This is a genomic window from Streptomyces sp. NPDC015220 (genome assembly GCF_043079345.1).
Classification (GTDB): Bacteria; Actinomycetota; Actinomycetes; order Streptomycetales; family Streptomycetaceae; genus Streptomyces.
The window spans coordinates 257,995-276,684 of sequence record NZ_JBIBUK010000003.1 but is presented as its reverse complement, the minus strand read 5'-3'; the positions used below and the strand labels follow the sequence as shown (position 1 = coordinate 276,684).

Here is an 18,690-nt window from a genome sequence, read left to right as displayed (position 1 = left end):
GACCGGTCAGTGGCCGCCGGCGAGTTCGCCGCTGAGGGTCCTGTGCAGGGCGGCGCTGGGCGTGTTGAGGCCGATGATCTCCACCGTCTTGCCGCGCTGGGCGTACTTGGTCTCGACGGCGTCCAGAGCGGCGACGGAGGAGGCGTCCCAGACGTGGGCGCCGGACAGGTCGATGACCACCTTGTCCGGGTCGCCGCCGTAGTCGAACCGGGTGACCAGGTCGTTGGAGGAGGCGAAGAACAGCTCGCCGGTGACGGCGTACACCACCTGGCCGCCGTCGGGGTCGGTGACGGCGGTGACGTCGGCCAGGTGGGCGACGCGGCGCGCGAAGACGACCATCGCGGTGACCGAGCCGACGACGACGCCGATGGACAGGTTGCCGGTGGCGACGACCACGATCACGGTGATCACCATGACGGCGGTCTCGCCGAGCGGCATGCGCTTGAGGGTGGCGGGCCTGACGGAGTGCCAGTCGAAGGTGCCGACGGAGACCAGCACCATGACGGCGACCAGCGCGGCCATCGGGATGGTGGAGACCACCGGGCCGAGGACGATGCAGAAGACCAGCAGGAAGAACCCGGCCAGGAAGGTGGACAGCCGGGTCCGGGCGCCGCTCTTGACGTTGATCATCGTCTGGCCGATCATCCCGCAGCCGCCCATGCCGCCGAAGAAGCCGGTGACGATGTTGGCGATGCCCTGCCCGACGCACTCGCGGGTCTTGTCGGAGCGGGTGTCGGTGAGCTCGTCGACCAGTTTGGCGGTCATCATCGACTCCATCAGCCCCACCAGGGCCATCGCCAGCGCGTAGGGAGCGACGACCGTCAGCGTGTGCGCGGTGAACGGCACGTCGGGCAGCCCGGGCAAGGGCAGGGAGGACGGCAGCTTGCCCTTGTCGCCCACCGTGGGCACCGCGATCCCGGCCGCCACGGTGATCACCGTGAGGATCACGATCGCCACCAGCGGTGCGGGCACCGCCTTGGTGATCCTCGGGAAGAACACCATCAGCGCCAGGCCGGCGACGACCAGGGGGTAGACCGCCCAGGGCACGTCGTGCAGGTTGGGGAGCTGCGCGGTGAACAGCAGGATGCCGAGCGCGTTGACGAAGCCGACCATGACCGAGCGCGGCACGAACCGCATCAGCCTGGCCACCCCGAGCAGGCCCAGGACGATCTGGAACACGCCGGCCAGGATCACGGTGGCGATCAGGTAGCCCAGCCCGTGCTGGCGGGCCACCGGGGCCACGACCAGGGCGACCGCGCCGGTGGAGGCGGAGATCATCGCGGGCCGGCCGCCGACGAAGGCGATCGTCATCGCCATGGTGCAGGCGGCGAACAGCCCCACCTTGGGGTCGACTCCGGCGATCACCGAGAAGGAGATCGCCTCGGGGATGAGCGCCAGGCCGACGACCAGCCCGGCCATGACCTCGGTGCGGAAGATCTTCGGGGACAGCCAGGAGGGGCGGCCCACGCGCGGCCGTGCGGCCGCCGACGGTGCGGAGGAGGACAAGGAGACGTACCTGCCGTGGTCGGGCACACCCGGGGCGGGCGTGCGGGGGAGAGCGTGCGGGGAGGGTGCCGCGGAGCCGGACGGGCGGCCCCTGCGCGGCCCGCGCCGGGCAGTGCGGGCCGGGAAGATCGGGGAGGGCGGGGAGGGCGGGGAGGTGTCAGGCGGTGCGGGCGGGGAGGTGGGGAGCGGCACGTCCGAACGCGCGCACTCGGCGGGTGCGCGCCGCGGGCGCCCGCGGCCGGCGGACCGCCGGAGCCGTCCGGTGGACGCCGGTGGACACCTATGGGCGGCGGCCTGGCGGAAGCCGGTCAGGGGCGGCGGATCACGGCGGGCAGGCGGCGGCGGGCATCATGGACATGCGCGCTCCTACGGGCTCGGTGCTCGTCGCCGGAGCGTCGTCGGCCCGGGCACTGACAGCGCGGGACGCGGACCCGCACCACAGGGAGGGGCGAGGCCCTCCGACTGCACTCTACCCTAACGTTAGGGTAGAGATCGGAGACGTCCGCGCGGGCGTCGCACGGCTGTCCCACGGAGCGGGGACGGCGACGGGCGGCGACGGGCGGCGACCGCACAGCCGCGAGAGGGCGCACCAGGTGAGCAGCGAGCACATGCAGATCGGCGAGGTCGCCACGCGCACCGGGCTGTCCCTGCGCACCATCCGCCACTACGAGGAGACGGGCCTGGTCCTCCCCTCCGCACGGTCGCAGGGCGGCTTCCGCCTCTACACCGAGTCCGACGTGGCCCGTCTCATGCTCATCCGCCGCATGAAACCCCTCGGCTTCGCCCTGGACGAGATGCGCGACCTCCTCGACGCCAGCGACCGCCTCGACGCGGGCGCCGGGCTCGACGCCGGCGAGCGCGAGGCCCTGCTGGCCCGGGTGCGCGAGTACGAGCAGGCGGCCTCCCGGAAGATCGGGGAACTGCGCGTCCAGCTGGCCCGTGCCGAGGAGTTCGCGGCCACGCTGCGGGAGCGCTGCGAGCGGGCCGGAGCCGAGGCCACCCGCTCCTGAACGGCGGCGCCGACCGAACCGCGGGCCGGCTCGGAGGCCGGGCCTGAGGGCCGGCGGGCGCGGGGCCGGCGGGCGCGAACCTGCGGGCGCGAGCCTGCGGATCGGCGGGCGCGAGCCTGCGGGCGCGGGACCGGTGTCCGCTGCCCGCGGAGCCGGGCCCGCGGGAACGACCGCGGCGCCGCGGCTCTTCCCCGAGTGCGGGAGGGCCGCGGCGCCGCGGGCGGTGTGCTCGGCTGCGACGGTTCGTCGGACGCCGGTGTCAGACGATCGTGTTGTAGGTGTTCCAGCCGCTGCCGATGCTGGTGCGCGCGGCGAACGGCGCGGAGGCGCTGCCGGTTCCCTTGTAGAACCACAGCACGCCGCTCTTGTCCCGGGCCACCAGGTCGGGCCGGCCGTCGCGGTTCAGGTCGCTCGGGCCGCGCAGCACGTCGTAGACGGACCAGCCGCCGCCGACCTTGGTGCGCGTCGCGAACGGCGCGGAGGCGCTGCCGGTTCCCTTGTAGAACCACAGCACGCCGCTCTTGTCCCGGGCCACCAGGTCCGCCTTGCCGTCGCCGTTCAGGTCGCCGGTGTCGACCATGGTGTCGTAGACGGACCAGCCGCCGCCGACCTTGGTGCGCGTCGCGAACGGCGCGGAGGCGCTGCCGGTTCCCTTGTAGAACCAGAGCACGCCGCTCTTGTCCCGGGCCACCAGGTCCGCCTTGCCGTCGCCGTTCAGGTCCCGGGCGCCGATGACGGTGTCGTAGACGCTCCAGCCGCCGCCGACCTTGGTGCGCGCCAGGAAGGGCGCGGACGGCTTGCCGCTGCCCTTGTAGTACCAGAGCACGCCGCTCTTGTCGCGGGCCACCAGGTCGCCGGTGCCGTCCGCGCGCAGCGCCGGCAGGGCCGTCACCGTGTCGTAGGTGTTCCATCCGGCGCCGACCCGGTAGCGGGCCAGGAACGGCGCTGAGGCGCTGCCGCTGCCCTGGTACTGCCACAGCACGCCCGAGGCGTCCCGGCCGAGGATGTTGTAGCGGTCGGTGCCCTGGTCGGGTGCGGTGCCGGCGACCACGTCGACGTCGGTGGTGCGCACCCAGGCGATCCGGTGGTTGTAGCGGATCGGGTAGAAGGTGTTGCCGCCCACGACCACCGTGCGCGACCCCTCGCCGGAGCCGTCGACGGTGCCGCTGTTGTAGTAGGAGCCGGTCACGGCCTTGCCGGCCAGCTCGTACTTCTGCCCGGCGGGGAGGCTGTACTTGGTCAGCGCGTCGCCGTTGTTCTTCTGGACGTTCACACCCGTGCCGGCGTACGCGGTGTCCTCCGGGTAGGTGCGGCCGTACACCGCGACGGAGCCGACGCCCGCCTTGGGCGTGACCACGCTCTGGCCGGTGACGGCGGTGGCGAACTGGCCGCCCCGGTTGTAGAACCACGCCTTCTGGCCGCCGTACCAGATGGCGGTCCAGTCCCCGCTCGTCCCGGCGACGACGTACTCACCGCCGGCCACGACCTTGTTGGCCCAGTTCCAGCCCTCGGTCGCTCTCTGGCTGCCCAGGTAGACGTCGGTGAGGGCGGCCGAGCCGGTGGACGGCTCGGCGTACAGGTAGGTGAAGTTGGCCGGCTGGGCGGCGACCTGCTGGCCGTTGTTGGTGAGCTTGGGCTGGTTGGCCGTGGTGAACGGCGGGACCACGCGGATCACCTGCCCGGCCTTGTAGAGGCCGCCGGCTCCGCCGGACCCGGTCGGGGCGCCCAGCAGCGTCATGTAGTGGTTCCAGTCCCAGAACGGGCCCGGGTCCCAGTGCTGGGACTTGACGTTGGCGTCCAGGACGCCGGGGACCTCGTCGTGGCCGATGATGTGCTCACGGTCCAGCGGGATGCCGTACTTCTTCGCCAGGTACTTCACCAGCGTGGCCGAGGACTCGTACTCCGGCTCCGTGTACCAGCTACCGTCCTTGATCGCGTAGCCCTCGTGCTCGATGCCGATCGAGTGCATGTTCATGCTCTTGTTGCCGGCGTGCCACGCCTCGTCCTTGTTCTGCACGACCTGGGTGACCAGACCGTCGGAGGCGCGGATGAGGTAGTGCGTGCTGGCGTACGACGTCGAGTTCTGGAACACCCCGAGCGAGGCGTCGTAGCTGCCCTCGGTGTCGTGGAGCACGATGTAGTTGATCTCGTTGCCGGTCACCGGGCGGTTGGCGACGTTGTAGTTGCCCCAGTCGGTGTTGTCGGCGGCGTTGTTCTGCTTGTACGCGGCGGGGCGGAAGTCGCAGTTCAGGCCGGACGGGCAGTCGGGCGCCGGGGTGGTGCCCGTGGTGGCCGCGGCGAGTTCGAGGTCCGAGGACTTCTTCGGCCGCACCGTCGGGTCGGCGGGCAGGGTGACGCTCTGGCCGTCCGTGGTGACCCGGCTCTCGCCGGTCCTGATCGACTCGTACACGCGCTTGGCGAAGAGTTCCGCGCCCTTGTGGTCGGGGGCCTGGCTGGCCCGCGCCACGGCCGGGTACCAGGCGCCCGGGTCGTCCGGCAGCGAGCCGGTGGCGTCCTTCTGGTACCGGGCGAGCAGCGCGGCGCCCGCCCGGATGCTCTGCCCGGCGTCGCCGCGCACCTTCTCCGGCGAGGCGTCGATCAGGTCGGCCGCCTTGTCCAGGGTGTGCAGCCGCGGGTCACTGGTGTCGACCGGCTTCTCGCGCAGGCCCTTGAGCGCCTTCTGGGCGTCGAAGTGCTTCTCGATGACCGGGTCGCCGCTGAGGTTCATGTGGTCGAGCTGCTGCTCGCGCGCGTCGGCGTCGTCCTGGCCGTCGGCGAGGTCCCCGGCGTCGACGTCCGTGAGGCCCATGACGTTGTAGGCGCCGGTGGTGCTCGGCAGCCCGTCGTGGTCCTCCCAGCGCGTCTGCCGGTAGGAGAACGCCATGAGCACGCTCTGCGGGACGTGGAACTCCCTGGCGGCCCGCTCGAACTGGCTCTGCAGTCCGGGGGAGGCGGCGGTCTGGGTGTCGTCGGGGCCGAGGAGTCCCGGCGCCGCCACGGCCAGGGTTCCGGCCGTCGTGGCGACGACCGCGGCGGCGGCCACACCGTAGACGAGCAGTCTCTTCTTCCTGCGGTCTCTGCGATGGCCCGCGTTCAAGTCCCACCCCTTGTTGTCATGGTGCTCAGGTTGCCGCGCAGTGCGGATGCGTGAAGCGCTTCCATGCCGTCCAGCGTTGCGGAAGTGCCTTGTGTTACTTGTGGGTTGGCCGATCCACGACGGACCGGCCGGTACGCGGCGGCGGTGCTCGGCGGCCGACGGCGGTTGCGTCGGGGCGCGCCATGCCGTCCGCCCGGCCGGGCCGCTCACGTTCCCGGACGGCCACCACGTTCACGGCCAGGCCACTATAGGGAACGCCCGGGTGCGCCCCGGACCGGCGGGTCCTACTCCGCCTCGCCGGCGAGCAGTTCCAGGGCCTCCTCCCAGCGGAAGCGGACCGCGCCGCCCGGACCGGACCCGAGCGGTGCGCCCGAGCCGATCCGTACGCCCATCCCGCGCAACCGCTCCAGGCTCTGCCGGTAGGCGGGGTGCGCGGCCTGGGCCGCGTTCAGGCAGGGCAGCGCCACGGTCGGCACGCCCGTTCCGTACGCCTCGCACAGGATGCCCAGCGCCAGGGTGTCGGAGATCCCGGCGGCCCACTTGTTGATCGTGTTGAAGGTGGCCGGCGCGACGGCGATGGCGTCCGCCGGCGGGAGCGGGCGGGGATCGCCCGGCATGCGCCAGGCCGAACGGATCGGGTGTCCCGTCTGCGACTCGACCGCCTCCGGGTCGATGAACCGCAGGGCGAGCGGGGTGGCGACGACTCCCACGTCCCAGTGCGCCTCCTGGGCGGCGGTGATCAGCTTGCCGACGTCACCGGCGACACCGGCCGCGCAGACGACGACGTACAGGAAGGGGTTGCGGTCCGGGGCGGTCGGCTCGGTCACGCGATGACTCCCAGTGGGCGGCTGAAGCGAAGCGGCTCGGGCAGCGTACGACGGCGTGCGGTACGGGCTCCCCCACCGTGGCGACGCCCGACGGCGGCCGACGTCCCGTCGACGGCGGAACGCGGGCAGCGGTCCCGAGCAGGACAGCGGTCCCCGGCGGGGCGGCGCCCCCAGGAGGAGAGCGGTCACGAACGGGACAGCGGTCCCCAGCGGGGCGGCGCCCCACGGGGCGGGCTCGCCGGGCCGGCCGGGCCGCTCCCGGTCACGGCTCCTGGGGGCAACCATTCCTCCGGCTGCTAGCGTCTACCAACCTGTAGACGTTCATCCATCAGACAGACTGACTTCACGAGGATCACACCTCTGCGTCCACGAGCGTTCCCCGCAGCGCTCCCGCACCCCAGAACCCGGCCCGGAGACCCACCTGATGACGACTTCCTCCCCGCCCGTGCTTGCGCTCGACGGCGCGTCCATCGACGGCGGCCTCTACACCGACGTCACCGACTTCGCCCGCGACACCCACTGGCTCAACGGGACGGCGGCGGCCTACTCCTCCGTCGGCATGGGTCTGTTCGTGCTGTTCCTGCTCATCGCCTGGTGGCGCACCCGGCGCGAGGGGAACGCGGCGATGGCCACGGTGCTGGCGACGCCGTTCGCCGTCGTCATCGCGTACGTCGCCAACACCGGGATCAAGGACGTCTTCGAGGAGCCGCGCCCCTGCCGGGCCCTGCCCCACGACTTCCTCATAGAGGCGTGCCCCCCGGTGGACGACTACGCCTTCCCCAGCAACCACACCACGGTCGCCTTCGCCTTCGCGGTGGCGCTGCTGGTCGTCAACCGTCGGCTGGGAGCGGTCGCGCTGCTCGCCGCCGTGGCGATGGGCGCCTCGCGGGTGTACGTCGGCGCCCACTACCCGCACGACGTGGCGGTCGGCGCCCTGGTCGGAACCGTCGTCTCGCTGCTCGTCGTGCTGGCCGCGCGCCGGTTCTGCCTGTCCCTGGTGCAGCGGCTGCGCGACGGGGTGCTGCGCCCGCTGCTCGTCGTGCCGCCGCCCTCCCGTCATGCCGCGGTCCGCGGCGCGGACCAGGGCACGGGCTACGGCACGGACCAGGGCACGGGCTACGGCATGGGGCACGGCACGGGCTACGGCGCGAACCACGGCATGGGGCACGGCACGGGGCACGGCGCGGGGGGGCACACCGTCGAAGGCGCCGCGGAGTGGCCGCAGGCCGACCGCGTGTGACGGTCGCCGTCACGCCCCTCCGGGTGTGACGGTCGCCGTCTCATTCCTCCGCGTCCGACGGTGACCGTCACGCCCCTCCGGGTGTGACGGTCGCCGTCTCACGCCTGCGCGCGTCCCGGCTTCCCGTCCGTCCCGTCCGTCCCGTCCGTTCCGCCGTTCCCGTCCGCCGCGTGCCGGGCCGCCCGCGGCGGAGCGGCGCCGGTGAGCGCGGCCTCGATGGCGGACATGCGGTCGGCCAGCAGGGCGAGGGCGTTGGTGGCGCGGGTGAGGGGGTCCTCGGCCGGGCCGCCGAGCGCCTGGGCGCGGCCGTGGGCGGCCTTCAGGGCGGTCCAGCGCTCGGCCTGGTCCGGGGTGAGGGTGCCGCGCAGCTCGGCCAGCTTCAGCAGGTTGGCCTCGGCCCCGGTGGTGAGGGTCTGGGCCTCGGCGGTGAAGTGGTCGTCGAGCACGGCGGAGAGTTCGGCGCCGTTCATGACCGGCCGGATCCGTTGGGCGATCTTGTTCATGGTGCGGTACGAACCCTGGAGGTGGAACGGCGGTTCGGTGCGGGTGGCGTCGGACTGGGCGGCGGAGGCGATGTAGGCGGCGTTGACCGCGAGGACCGTCTCCCGCACGGTGAGCAGATGGCGCAGCACGGCCACGATCCCGTCCAGTTCGGCGGGGGCGTAGGGGTGCGTGAGCCGGTCGGCGCGGGCCGCCGGGTCGCCCTGCGCCAGCCGCAGCAGCAGGTCCAGGTCGCGGCGGTCGCGGCCGGCCAGCGGGGCGAGGACCGGGTTCGCGGTGAGCGCGTTCTCCAGGAAGCTGAGGGCGAAGACGTCCTCCTTTCCGGTGAGGACGTCGCCGAGGTTCCACACGTCGGCGCGGTTGGCGAGCATGTCGGGGACGCGGAAGCGGTCGCCGGACTCGGTGTAGGGGTTGCCGGTCATGCAGACCGCGAACCGCTTGCCGCGCAGGTCGTAGGTGCGCGGTTCGCCGTTCCACACGCCGTCCACGCGGCGGGTGGCGTCGCACAGCGGGATGAACTTCTGCAGCAGCTCCGGCGAGGTGTGCTGGATGTCGTCCAGGTGGAGCAGGGTGTTGTTGCCCGCCGCCAGCGCGAAGTTGATCTTCTCGATCTCCTGGCGGGAGGTGGCGTCGGGGGCCTCGGCCGGGTCGAGCGAGGTCACCTCGTGCCCGAGCGCCGGGCCGCTGACCCGCACCATCATCAGCCCCAGGCGGTCGGCGACGTACTCCATCAGCGTCGTCTTGCCGTAGCCGGGCGGTGAGACCAGCAGCAGCAGACCGCCGGTGTCGGTGCGCTTGTCCTCGCCCGCGGTGCCGAGCTGGCGCGCCATGCTGTCGCCGACGAGCGGCAGGTACACCTCGTCGATGAGCCGGTTGCGGACGAAGGCCGCCATGGACCGCGGCCGGTGCTCCTCCAGCCGCAGCCGGGCCCGCTCGGCCGCCACCAGGGCGGTACGCCGCCGCTGGTGGGCGCGGAAGGCGGGGACGTCGTGCTCGGCGAACCGCTTGGTGCGGGCCAGGAACTCGTCGATCCGCAGCACCAGGCCACGGCCGGTGACGCGCGGGTGGGCGCCCAGCAGGCCCTCGGCCACGGCGAACGGCGAGACGTCGGACTCGTGGCGCGGCAGGTCGGGACACAGCTCGACGGCCACCGCCTCCGCCAGGTCCCCGGGCGTCGTCCGGGCGCCGGTGGAGTCGGCGTACGCGGAGAGCCAGGCCACGGCCAGCTGGTGGCGCGCGGCGAGGCCGTCGAGCGCGGCCAGGTCCTCGTCGTACGCCGAGCCGCCCACCGTGCGGCGGAACCTGTCGAGCAGTGTGCGAGCGGCGGCGCTGACCACGAAGCCGTCGGGGCCGCGGGTCAGCTCCTCGAAGAGGTACGCCGCCGCCGCGCCCTCGAGTCCGTCGGCGACCGGGGACGCCGGCCCGTCGCCCGCGTCCGCCGCCCACCGGCCGATCGCCCCCGCCAGTTCCGCCTCCAGTTCGGCGACGGCGCCGGAGGCCGCCGGCCCGAAGGTGTCGCGGGCCCGGGCGAGGGAGAGCGCGCGCCGGGTCCAGGCCGCGCGGGCGGCGGGCGCGGCGCCGTGCGCCCAGAACAACTGGGCGGCGGCCCGGGCCGCGGGCTCGTGGCGCAGCGCCCCGGCCTGCTCGTACAGCGGGAGCAGGACGGTGAGCAGCACCGTGGCGTCGTGGTCGTGGACGCCGCGTTCGTAGCCCTCGTCGTACGCCTCCTGGGCCGCCCGGCGCACCAGGGCGGGCAGGTCGTCGGCGGCGGCGAGGGCGGCCGGGCCGTGCTCGCGCAGCAGCCGGGCGGCCAGGTGCTCGGCGCGGTACACCTCGGCCGACTCCGACGGCAGCCGGCGGTCCCACAGGGCGCGGGCCGCGGCGAACTCCGGGTCGGTGACCGGGGCGCGGTAGTCGGTGCCGGTCAGGGCGAAGGCGAGGCCGTCGCCGTCCGGGACCAGGGTGAGTTCGAGCGGCTGGGTGGTGACGGTGAAACGGTGGCTGCCCAGGCGGATGGACCGGCCGCCGTCGGCGTACAGGTCGGTGCGGTCGCGCAGGGCGCGGCCGGCCTCCTGGCGGGCGGCCTTCAGCCGGCCGTCCAGCTCCTCCGCGCGGACCGGGTCGCCGAGTTCGCGCAGTTCCTCCGCCGTGCGGCGGACCTTGGCGACCAGCGGGTCGGAGGCGAAGTAGGTGCTCACCGCGTCGGCGTCGGCGAGTGCGGCCGCGCGGCGGGCGACCGTCTCGAGGATCCGGGCGGCGGCGCCCGCGAGCTGTTCGGCGCGGCGGGCGCGGGCGTCCAGCAGGGTCTGCTTGCGGGCGGAGAAGGCGTCGTAGACCTCGGTGCGCTGGGCGGCCAGTTCGCCGAGGAAGTCGTCGAACTCCGCGAACCGGGACTCCAGGTCCTCCAGCCGGACCAGCGCGCCGGCCAGTTGCTCGTCGCACGCCTCGGGGCTGTCCGCCGCCGCGAGGGCGCCGGTGACGGCCTGGCCGAGCAGCGCGAACTCGGCCGCGAACTCGGCGCGGCCCTCCCGCTCGCCGAGTTCACGGCGCCGCGCGTCGAGGAGGGCACGGGCGCGGTTGACGCCGCCCAGCACTCCGGCGATCCGCTCCAGGACGGCGGTGCGCACGGTGGCGTCGCCGATGTCGAGGCCGGCGACGACCTCGGTGACCGTGCGCAGCGTGCCGGCGAGCTCGTCGAGCCGGGCCGCGACCGGCACCGCGCCGGCCGCGGACTCGATCGCCTCGGCGTCCGCGGCGAGCCGTTCGACCTCCCGCTGGTGGTCGGCGAAGGCGTCCTCGCGGGCCAGGAAGGCCACCGCGCGCCTGCCGAAGGAGGCGAGGTCGTCCTCCGTCCCGGCGGCGAGCGCGTCGATGCGGGCGGTGTCGGCGTACCGCATCTCCTTCAGGGTCAGCAGGTGTCCCTGGGCCCGGCGCAGCTCGGTCAGTCCGTCGACCCAGGCGGCGGCCCCGCGCGGCGCCTCGCCGCGCAGCCGGCGCACCACCGCCGCGAGCCGTTCCGCGGCCTCCTCGAGGGCCTCGGCGGCCTGCCGGGTGAGGGTCTGCACGGTGCGGAACTCGGCCAGCACCTGCTCGGCGGTGGCCCGTACGGCGTCCAGCGGGGTCCGCAGATCACCCAGCTCAGGCTCGCCGAGCCAGTGGTGGGTGTCGGCGGCCCGGACGCAGGCGGCGGCCAGTGCCTCGTAGACCTCGACGGTCGGCGTGGTCTCCGCGACCGCGCGGCTGATGGACAGGCAGTCGGAGATGCCGCGCACCAGATCGGCGTTGCCGACCCGGGAGAGCGGGCCGGTGCCGAGGGAGGCGGCGGCGTGGGTGTCGGAGACGTACGGCGACGTCCACAGCTGGACCGGGTGCACCCGGGCCGGCTCCACCGCCGTGCCCACCGGGTCCGCGCGCAGCGCCATCAGCGCGCCGTCGTCGAACAGCGCCCAGCCGTGGCAGGTCAGCGGGGTGGCGATCTCCTCGCGGATGGTGTTGTACGACAGCAGCAGACCGCGTCCCTCGGCGCGCGCGTGGAAGGCGTAGAGCACGTCCTCGCCATAGGGCGAGCGCACCTCGCGCTCGAACTCCAGTCCGGTGGTGTCGAGTTCGTACGTCTTGTACGTCCCGTTCGCCAGGCAGTAGCCGCCGGCGAAGACGACGCCCTGGTCCTCGGGGAGGCGCCGGCAGCCCTGGCCGATGCCGTCGAGGCGCACGACCGCCCTGGTGAGGATGTTGAACACCAGGTAGCGGTCGGTCTCCTCCTTGTAGGGACGAACGCGCAGCAGGATCAGCGCGCCCACCCGGGCGTGCGCGATCTCCGCGTCGGCGAGCGACTGCAACGGCTCGTCGACCGGCTCGCTGTGCACCCCGCCGCCGGTCTCGGTGTCGTTCTCCGTCCTGACGGTGAGCGCGCCGCCGACCGTCGAGACGTACACCTCGTCGCGGACCGAGACGTGCGGGTACCGGCCGAGCACGTGGTCGGCGCGGGTGGCCTCGGTCCACTCGAAGTCGTGGGCGGGCGGCGGCACGTGGTCGCGTTCGCCGCGCGCGTCCAGGAAGGCGGCCCGCCCGTCGTCGGTCAGGTCCCAGCGCAGCGCCCGGACGTCGTCGGCCTTCTCGCCGGTGCGGAAGACCGCCAGCAGCCTGCCCTCCACGCGTCGCAGGCGCAGCAGCCGGGCCTGGCGGTAGTAACGGTGCAGTGCGGCGAACTCCCGGACGAAGGCGGGGTCGTCGAGGAGGCCGGGCACGGCGTCGTCGGGGAGCCGGTTGCGGTCGCGGTCGTAGAGCGCGAGGACGTCGCCCACCTCGGGCTCGGGGCGGCCGCCGTCGTACCCGAACAGCAGGTGCCCGCCGACCCCGACGACGTCCCGGGGGACGCTCGGATGCGCGGTGCGCAGCCCGCCGGTGCCGGTCAGGGCGAGCCGGACGGTGCCGAACTCCTCCGCCCTGCGGGTGTTCAGCGACTCGGCGCCACGGGCGAGTTCGGCGGCCTGTGCGGTGAGCCGGTCGCGCAGCACCTCGTACGTGCCGCTGTCCACGGCGTCGTACGAACCCGTCTCCAGGGCGGTGGCCATGGATCGTGCGTCCCTTCGGTGGAGGTGGCCGGGACCGCGTGGTCGGCCCCGGCCGCGGGCTCCGGAGCCGCCGCCCCCCGCGCGGCAGCTCCGGGGCCCTGGATCGTCAGGCCCTGCCGGTGCCGTTGACCGCGGCCAGTGCCGTCAACGGGGTCTCGGCGAGCCCGAGTTCGCCGGCGCGGTCGAGGAGCTGGCGGAACTGGCCGGCGTTCTGGCCGCCCGAGTTCATCAGCTTCATCAGCAGCGCGGAGACGGTCAGGTTCTGCACGTCGGCCGTGGAGACCGAGCCGAGGATGCGGCCCAGGTCGTCGGCGAGGCTCGCCTCACCGTCCAGGTACGGCTTGGCCAGGGCCTGGGCGGTCCGGGAGTGCTCGACGAAGCCGTCGACGCCCTTGCCGAGCGAGATCGCGGACACCAGCCGGTCGAAGAAGGCGGACTCGCCGCCGACGATGTCGATGTCGGCGTTCTCCAGACCGGTCGCCAGCACCGTGGCCTGCGCCTCGGCGACCTGCCGCTGCACCTCCAGACCGGCCAGCCGGATCTCCTTCTCCGCCTGCAACCGCAGCCGGTACTCCTCGTGCCCGCGCGACGCCTCGTCCAGGGCGGCCATCGCCGCGGCCTTCTCGGTCAGGCCGGCCGCCTCCGCCTTCAGCTTCTCGCCGATCGCGGTCGCCTCGGCCAGCGCCTTGGCCCGGGCGCCCTCGGCCTCGGCGCGCATCCGGGCCTCGGTCGCCTCGGCCTCGGCCCGGCCGGCCTTCTCGATGACCTCGGCCTCCTTGTCCCGGACCTGGGCGGCCGCGAGCCCCTCGGCGGCGGCCTCGGCCTGCACGCCCTCCGCGAGCCGCAGCTTGGCCCGGGAGTCCAGGTCGGCGGTCTTCAGCCGAGCCTCGGCGAGCGTGAGTTCCTCGGCCGCGCGGTGCCTGGCGGACTGCTCCGCGGCCTCCGCCGCCTTGATGTCCTTGACCAGCTTCTCCTGCGCCTCGGCCTCGGCGGCGATGACGATAGCCTGCCGCTCGCGCTCCGCCTCCTCAACGGCGCGCAGGCTCTTGATGGACTCCTCCTGCTCGGCGACCGTGCGGTCCACCGCGACCCGCTCGCGCACGACCTCGGCGATCTCCCGCTTCTCCGCCTCGACCTCCTTGTCGGCGGAGATCTTCGTCAGCTGGGTCTCCCGCTCCCGGGCGATGACCTCCAGCATGCGGTCCTTCTCGATGCGCTCGTTCTCCACCGCGATGACCCGCTCGCGGTTCTTCGCCGCGACGGCGACCTCCCGGGCCTGGTTCTCCCGCTGCACGCCGAGCTGTTCCTCGGTGCGCAGGAAGGCGCTCTGCGCGCGCAGCCGCTCCTCCTCCACCACCCGGGCGGTCTCCGCCTCCTCGCGCGCCCGGGAGGTCTCGATCTCCCGCTTCTGCTTGATCTCGGCGTCCGCCTGCCGGCGCTCCAGCTCCAGGATGGCCTCGCGCGCGTCGACGTTCTGCCGGGTGATCTCCTTCTCCTCGGTGCGCTGTGCCTCGTTGGTGCGCACGTGCTCGATCGCCGTCAGCTCGGTGATCTTGCGGATGCCCTGGGCGTCGAGGACGTTGGCCGGGTCGAGCTGGGTGAGCGGCGTCTGCTCCAGGTAGTCGATCGCCGCGTCCTCCAGGTGGTAGCCGTTGAGGTCGACGCCGATCAACTCGATGATCTGGAAGCGCAGTTCCTCGCGCTTGGTGTAGAGGTCGGTGAAGTCCATCTGCTTGCCGACGGTCTTCAGCGCCTCGGAGAACTTCGCGTGGAACAGCGCCTGCATCGTGGCCTGGTCGCTGGCCCGCGCGGTGCCGACGGACTGGGCGACCTTGATGACGTCCTGGGCGGTCTTGTTGACCTTCACGAAGAACGAGATGCGGATGTCGGCACGGATGTTGTCCCGGCAGATGAGCCCGTCCCGCCCGGAGCGGGTGATCTCGATGGCCTTCACCGAGATGTCCATCACCTCGGCCTTGTGCAGCACCGGCAGCACGACCTGCCCGGTGAAGGACACGTCGACCCGCCGCGTCTTGGACACGATCAGGGCCTTGCCCTGGTCCACCTTGCGGTAGAGCCGGGAGAAGAGGAACAGCAGGAGGAGGGCCAGTATCAGGCCGGCCGCGACGAGCGAGCCGATGACAACCATGGCATGAGTCCTTGCGGTACGAAGCTGAGGTGGCCGGCGGCGCGTCGGCGCCGGGCCTCTGTCCTGGGTGGTCGCGAACGCGTCCGGCCGGGCCCCGTCCGGGGCGGCCGTCCGCCGCGATCACCGGCGGCCCGAAGGCCGCGGGCGTCGCTCCCCCTCTCCCCCGTAAGGGCTTCCGGACCGGCCCCGGCGCCTGCCGGGGTCCGGCACCGGAAACCGTCCGTAGTGCTCCCCGGGCGTCATGATGCCCCGGCTCGCCCCGGTCGCGCACTGCCGTGTTCCGGCAGCGTTCACCGGCGTCACGATGCCGGTCAACGACCAAGGACGCGAACGGCGGCCGCCGGGTTCCGGCGGCCCGGGGCCGAAGAGGAACCGAGCGGCCTTGCGACCGGGCGTGGCCGGGCGCGGGGACGGGAAGCGGCGGTTTCGGTGCCGAGTGGGGAGGAAGCGGTCGGCACCGGGTGGGGACGGGGTGCGGCGGTTCCGTGCCGAACGCGGGCGGAGCGGTCGGCACGAGGTGGGGACGGGGACAAGGGGTGGGGAGAAGAAGCGGGACGGGGGCGAGTGAAGAGGCTGGACCGGGGGCGAGTGAAGAGGCTGGACCGGGGGCGAGTGAAGAAGCTGGACCGGGGGGGGTGAAGACGCGGGACCGGGCGGTCAGCGGGGGTGTCGGTCGCGGGGGGTGGAGGGTCTGGTGGACGGGTGGGTGTGGGCGGAGTGGAGGAGGGTGGCGGCACCGCGGACCGCGGCGGTGTGCGGCGCCGCCACCGCCGTGAGGGGCGCGTGCAGGCGACCGGTGAGGTGGTAGGTGATCTCGGGGCGCAGGGCGCCGCCGCCGGCCAGCAGCGCGCCCCGGTGCAGGGCGTCGAGGGTGAGCGACGTACGGTCCTGGCGCAGCATCGCGGTCACCATGGCGGCCACCGCCTCGCCGATCTGCTCCGCGGCCGCGGTCTCCAGGTCGCTGGTGCCCAGCGCGGTGCGGCGCGCGTCGACGACGGCTCCGTCCGACAGGAGCACCACCTCGGTGAGGTGCGCGCCGACGTCCACCACGAGCAGCGGCCGGGTCAGGTCCGCGCCCGCGCCCAGGGCGACCGCGCGGGCGCTGGGAACGGTCAGCACGCTGCGCGGTCGCAGCACCTCCACCGCCGTACGGGCCTCGGTGCGGAAGGCGACGCCGTCCAGCACCGGGGCGGTCACCACGACCAGCGGACGGGTGAAGCGGGGCAGGCGGTGACCGAGCAGCCGGCTCAGCATCCGGGCCGTTCCCTGGGTGTCGACGATGGTGCCGCGCTGGATCGGGTAGACGGCGCCGGCGCCCGGAAAGGTCACCGTGGGGACGTCGAGGACCAGTCCGCGGCCGGCGATCCAGGCGCGGGTGCGCGCGCTGCCCATGTCGAGGGCGACGCCGCAGCAGTTCCGGCACAGCGGCCAGGGCCGGTGCCGTACGGCGGACGCGGACGGCCCGCGCGAGGCGGACCGCGGGCCGTGCGCGACGGTCACCGGCCGGCCTCCCTGACCTGCTGGCAGCGGGCGCAGTAGCGAGCCTGCGGCACTATCTCCAGCCGTTCCCGTGCGATGGGCCGCCGGCACAGGTGGCAGGCGCCGTAGCTGCCGTCGTCCAGGCGGGCGAGGGCCGCCTCGACGTCGGCGAGGACCATGCGGGCGGATGCGGCGAGCTTGACGCGGACCTCGATCTGCGCGGCCGCCCGCTGCTGGAGCAGCGCGTCCGCGCGCGACGTGGCGGAGGCCGCGATCTGCTGGAGCTGCTCCCGGCGGAACAGGAGCTGCTCGGTCAGGTTCTCGCGGAGCGCGGCGAGGTCCTCGGGCGTCAGATGCGTGCGGCGGTCGTCGATGATCTGGTGGTTCACCACTTCACCCCTTGGTCAGGGCGGGAGACGAGTGACGGGAGGAGGAGCTGCGGGAGACGGATGAGGCGTCAGGCGGTGCGGCGCCGGCAGGCCACGCAGTGACTGGTGTACGGCAGGATCTCCAGGCGCTCGGCCGGGACCGGCTTGGCGCAGCCCAGGCAGGTGCCGTAGCTGCCGTCCTCGACGCGGGCGAACGCCTCGTCGATCTCCTTCAGCACCCGCTCGATGGCTTCCCTCTGCGCGGACATCAGGTGGTCGTCCGCGCTCTGCCCGGTCTCGGTGAGCGCCCGCAGCTGGATCAGCCGGGTCCCGCGGGCGTGTTCGAGGCGCCGGCGGGCCTCCTGGGCGGTCAGCCGCTCGGGGCGGGGCTCGGTCCGGGCGGCGGCGTCGAGCGACATGGTGGGCTCCCCTTCTTCGTGCGTGTCCGTACGGCTTCCGTGCGGCTTCCGTGCGGGTCCGTGCGGCTTCCACGCGGGTCCGCACGGCTTCCGTACGGCTTCCGTGCGGCTTCCGTGCGGGTCCGTGCGGCTTCCACGCGGGTCCGCACGGCTTCCGTACGGCTTCCTTGCGACTTCGCTTCCGTGCGGTTCCGCACGGCTTCGCTTCCGCGCGGTCGCGGCCTGGCCGCCGTGCGGCTTCCGTCCGGTTTCCCGCGGTCCGCGTGCGTTCCGCGGTCCGTGTCCTCAGCCTGACCGTTCCGGCGGCGGAACCCCATCGGGTCCAGGCCCCATTTGCGGGTGGTCGCGCGATCCACTCCCTGCGGTCGGGGCATGGGTGGGCGACGCCCCGCGAAATGGGGGCCGGGCCCCATCGACCGGGCCCGCGGGAGCGGGCAGGCTCGGTACCGAACAGGGGCCGCGACCCGACCGGGGCGCGCGATGCCCGAAAGTGGAGGCAGGCCACGTACGACGTGCCGTGACGATGTGAGGAGGCGCGACCCCGGTGTCCCTGTTCTGGCGGATCTTCGGACTCAATGCCGTGGTGCTGGGTTCGGCGACCGCGCTGCTGCTGTGGGCTCCGGTGACCGTCTCCGTGCCGGTCGTGCTGACCGAGGCGGTCATCCTGGTCGGCGGCCTGGCCGTCATGCTCGTCGCCAACGCCGCCCTGCTGCGCTGGGGCCTGGCCCCGCTGGACCGGCTGACCCGCCTGATGACCACCGTCGACCTGCTGCGCCCCGGCCAGCGGCTGCCCGCGCAGGGCGGCGGCGAGGTCGCCGAGCTGATCCGCACGTTCAACGCCATGCTCCACCGGCTGGAGCAGGAGCGCGCCGCCAGCAGCGCCCGCGTCCTGCTCGCCCAGGAGGCCGAGCGGCGCCGGATCGCGCAGGAGCTGCACGACGAGGTGGGCCAGAGCATGACCGCGATCCTGCTGGCCCTGAAGCGGGCCGCGGACGCGGCCGACGCCCCGTTGCGCGACGAACTGCACCAGGCGCAGGAGATCACCCGGGAGAGCCTGGACGAGGTCCGGCGCCTGGTGCGCCGGCTGCGGCCGGGCGTCCTGGACGACCTCGGCCTGGTCAGCGCGCTGACCTCGCTCACCTCGGGCTTCGCCACCCACACCGGTCTGAGGGTGGTGCGCCGTTACGACGCCGACCTGCCCGCCCTGGACCCGGAGACGGAGCTCGCCCTCTACCGCGTCGCCCAGGAGAGCCTGACCAACGCGGCCCGCCACGCGGACGCCGAACGCGTCGAGGTCGCCCTCACCCGCGCCGACGACGCCGTGGTGCTGTCCATCACCGACGACGGGCGGGGGATCAAGGCCGCCTGCGAGGGCGCCGGCATCCGCGGCATGCGCGAGCGGGCCCTGCTGATCGGGGCCGACCTCGACATCGCCGACGCCTCCACCACCGGCTCCGGAAGCGGCTCCACGGGCACCCGCGTCCGGCTCACCACACCCGTCCCCAGGAAGCAACCGTGAC

At 73.7% G+C, this 18,690-nt stretch carries 11 protein-coding genes; 3 read left to right on the top strand and 8 right to left on the bottom strand.

All coding sequences use genetic code 11. The features are described from left to right. Positions 1–6: 6 nt before the first annotated feature. Positions 7–1,506 carry a SulP family inorganic anion transporter gene (locus ACF061_RS10340; RefSeq protein WP_392266407.1) on the bottom strand — a complete coding sequence of 500 codons (1,500 nt, stop codon included), beginning with the start codon at positions 1,504–1,506 and terminating at the stop codon, positions 7–9. 593 nt (positions 1,507–2,099) lie between these two features. Between ACF061_RS10340 and ACF061_RS10335 the strand changes: the two genes are divergently transcribed. Beyond that, positions 2,100–2,516 carry a MerR family transcriptional regulator gene (locus tag ACF061_RS10335; protein WP_392266406.1) on the top strand — a complete coding sequence of 139 codons (417 nt, stop codon included), beginning with the start codon at positions 2,100–2,102 and terminating at the stop codon, positions 2,514–2,516. Positions 2,517–2,775: 259 nt separating this feature from the next. Here ACF061_RS10335 and ACF061_RS10330 read toward each other — a convergent pair whose 3' ends face one another. Continuing rightward, positions 2,776–5,613, bottom strand: coding sequence for an N-acetylmuramoyl-L-alanine amidase (locus ACF061_RS10330; RefSeq protein WP_392266405.1), 2,838 nt, complete (start codon positions 5,611–5,613; stop codon positions 2,776–2,778). A gap of 284 nt (positions 5,614–5,897) precedes the next feature. After that, positions 5,898–6,440, bottom strand: coding sequence for a flavoprotein (locus ACF061_RS10325; RefSeq protein WP_392266404.1), 543 nt, complete (start codon positions 6,438–6,440; stop codon positions 5,898–5,900). 424 nt (positions 6,441–6,864) lie between these two features. Between ACF061_RS10325 and ACF061_RS10320 the strand changes: the two genes are divergently transcribed. Beyond that, positions 6,865–7,680 carry a phosphatase PAP2 family protein gene (locus ACF061_RS10320; RefSeq protein ID WP_392266403.1) on the top strand — a complete coding sequence of 272 codons (816 nt, stop codon included), beginning with the start codon at positions 6,865–6,867 and terminating at the stop codon, positions 7,678–7,680. Between the two features lie 98 nt (positions 7,681–7,778). On the opposite strand, the gene ACF061_RS10315 is transcribed toward ACF061_RS10320, so the two are convergent. The 5 genes from ACF061_RS10315 to ACF061_RS10295 form a co-directional block, all read right to left on the bottom strand. Further along, positions 7,779–12,755: a DNA repair ATPase gene (locus ACF061_RS10315; protein WP_392266402.1), complete on the bottom strand. Its 4,977-nt coding sequence runs from the start codon at positions 12,753–12,755 to the stop codon at positions 7,779–7,781. Between the two features lie 106 nt (positions 12,756–12,861). Next, positions 12,862–14,904, bottom strand: coding sequence for an SPFH domain-containing protein (locus tag ACF061_RS10310; RefSeq protein ID WP_392266401.1), 2,043 nt, complete (start codon positions 14,902–14,904; stop codon positions 12,862–12,864). Between the two features lie 657 nt (positions 14,905–15,561). Continuing rightward, positions 15,562–16,404: a rod shape-determining protein gene (locus ACF061_RS10305; RefSeq protein WP_392266400.1), complete on the bottom strand. Its 843-nt coding sequence runs from the start codon at positions 16,402–16,404 to the stop codon at positions 15,562–15,564. Beyond that, the gene (locus ACF061_RS10300; RefSeq protein WP_392266399.1) at positions 16,401–16,775 is read right to left on the bottom strand and encodes a TraR/DksA family transcriptional regulator; all 375 of its coding nucleotides are present in this window, start codon (positions 16,773–16,775) and stop codon (positions 16,401–16,403) included. Before ACF061_RS10300 ends, ACF061_RS10305 begins: the two co-directional genes overlap by 4 nt. Positions 16,776–16,840: 65 nt before the next feature. Continuing rightward, positions 16,841–17,170, bottom strand: a complete 330-nt coding sequence (locus ACF061_RS10295; RefSeq protein ID WP_392266398.1) for a TraR/DksA C4-type zinc finger protein — start codon at positions 17,168–17,170, stop codon at positions 16,841–16,843. Between the two features lie 544 nt (positions 17,171–17,714). On the opposite strand from ACF061_RS10295, the gene ACF061_RS10290 reads away from it, so the two are divergent. Further along, on the top strand, positions 17,715–18,689 hold the full coding sequence (locus tag ACF061_RS10290; RefSeq protein ID WP_392266397.1) for a HAMP domain-containing sensor histidine kinase: 975 nt from the start codon (positions 17,715–17,717) through the stop codon (positions 18,687–18,689). Position 18,690 lies beyond the last annotated feature (1 nt).

Bases quoted from the DNA above. Each gene is read 5' to 3' on its own strand.
- ACF061_RS10295 (WP_392266398.1), bottom strand. From the start codon at position 17,170: ATGTCGCTCGACGCCGCCGCCCGGACCGAGCCCCGCCCCGAGCGGCTG.
- ACF061_RS10310 (WP_392266401.1), bottom strand. From the start codon at position 14,904: ATGGTTGTCATCGGCTCGCTCGTCGCGGCCGGCCTGATACTGGCCCTC.
- ACF061_RS10320 (WP_392266403.1), top strand. From the start codon at position 6,865: ATGACGACTTCCTCCCCGCCCGTGCTTGCGCTCGACGGCGCGTCCATC.
- ACF061_RS10315 (WP_392266402.1), bottom strand. From the start codon at position 12,755: ATGGCCACCGCCCTGGAGACGGGTTCGTACGACGCCGTGGACAGCGGC.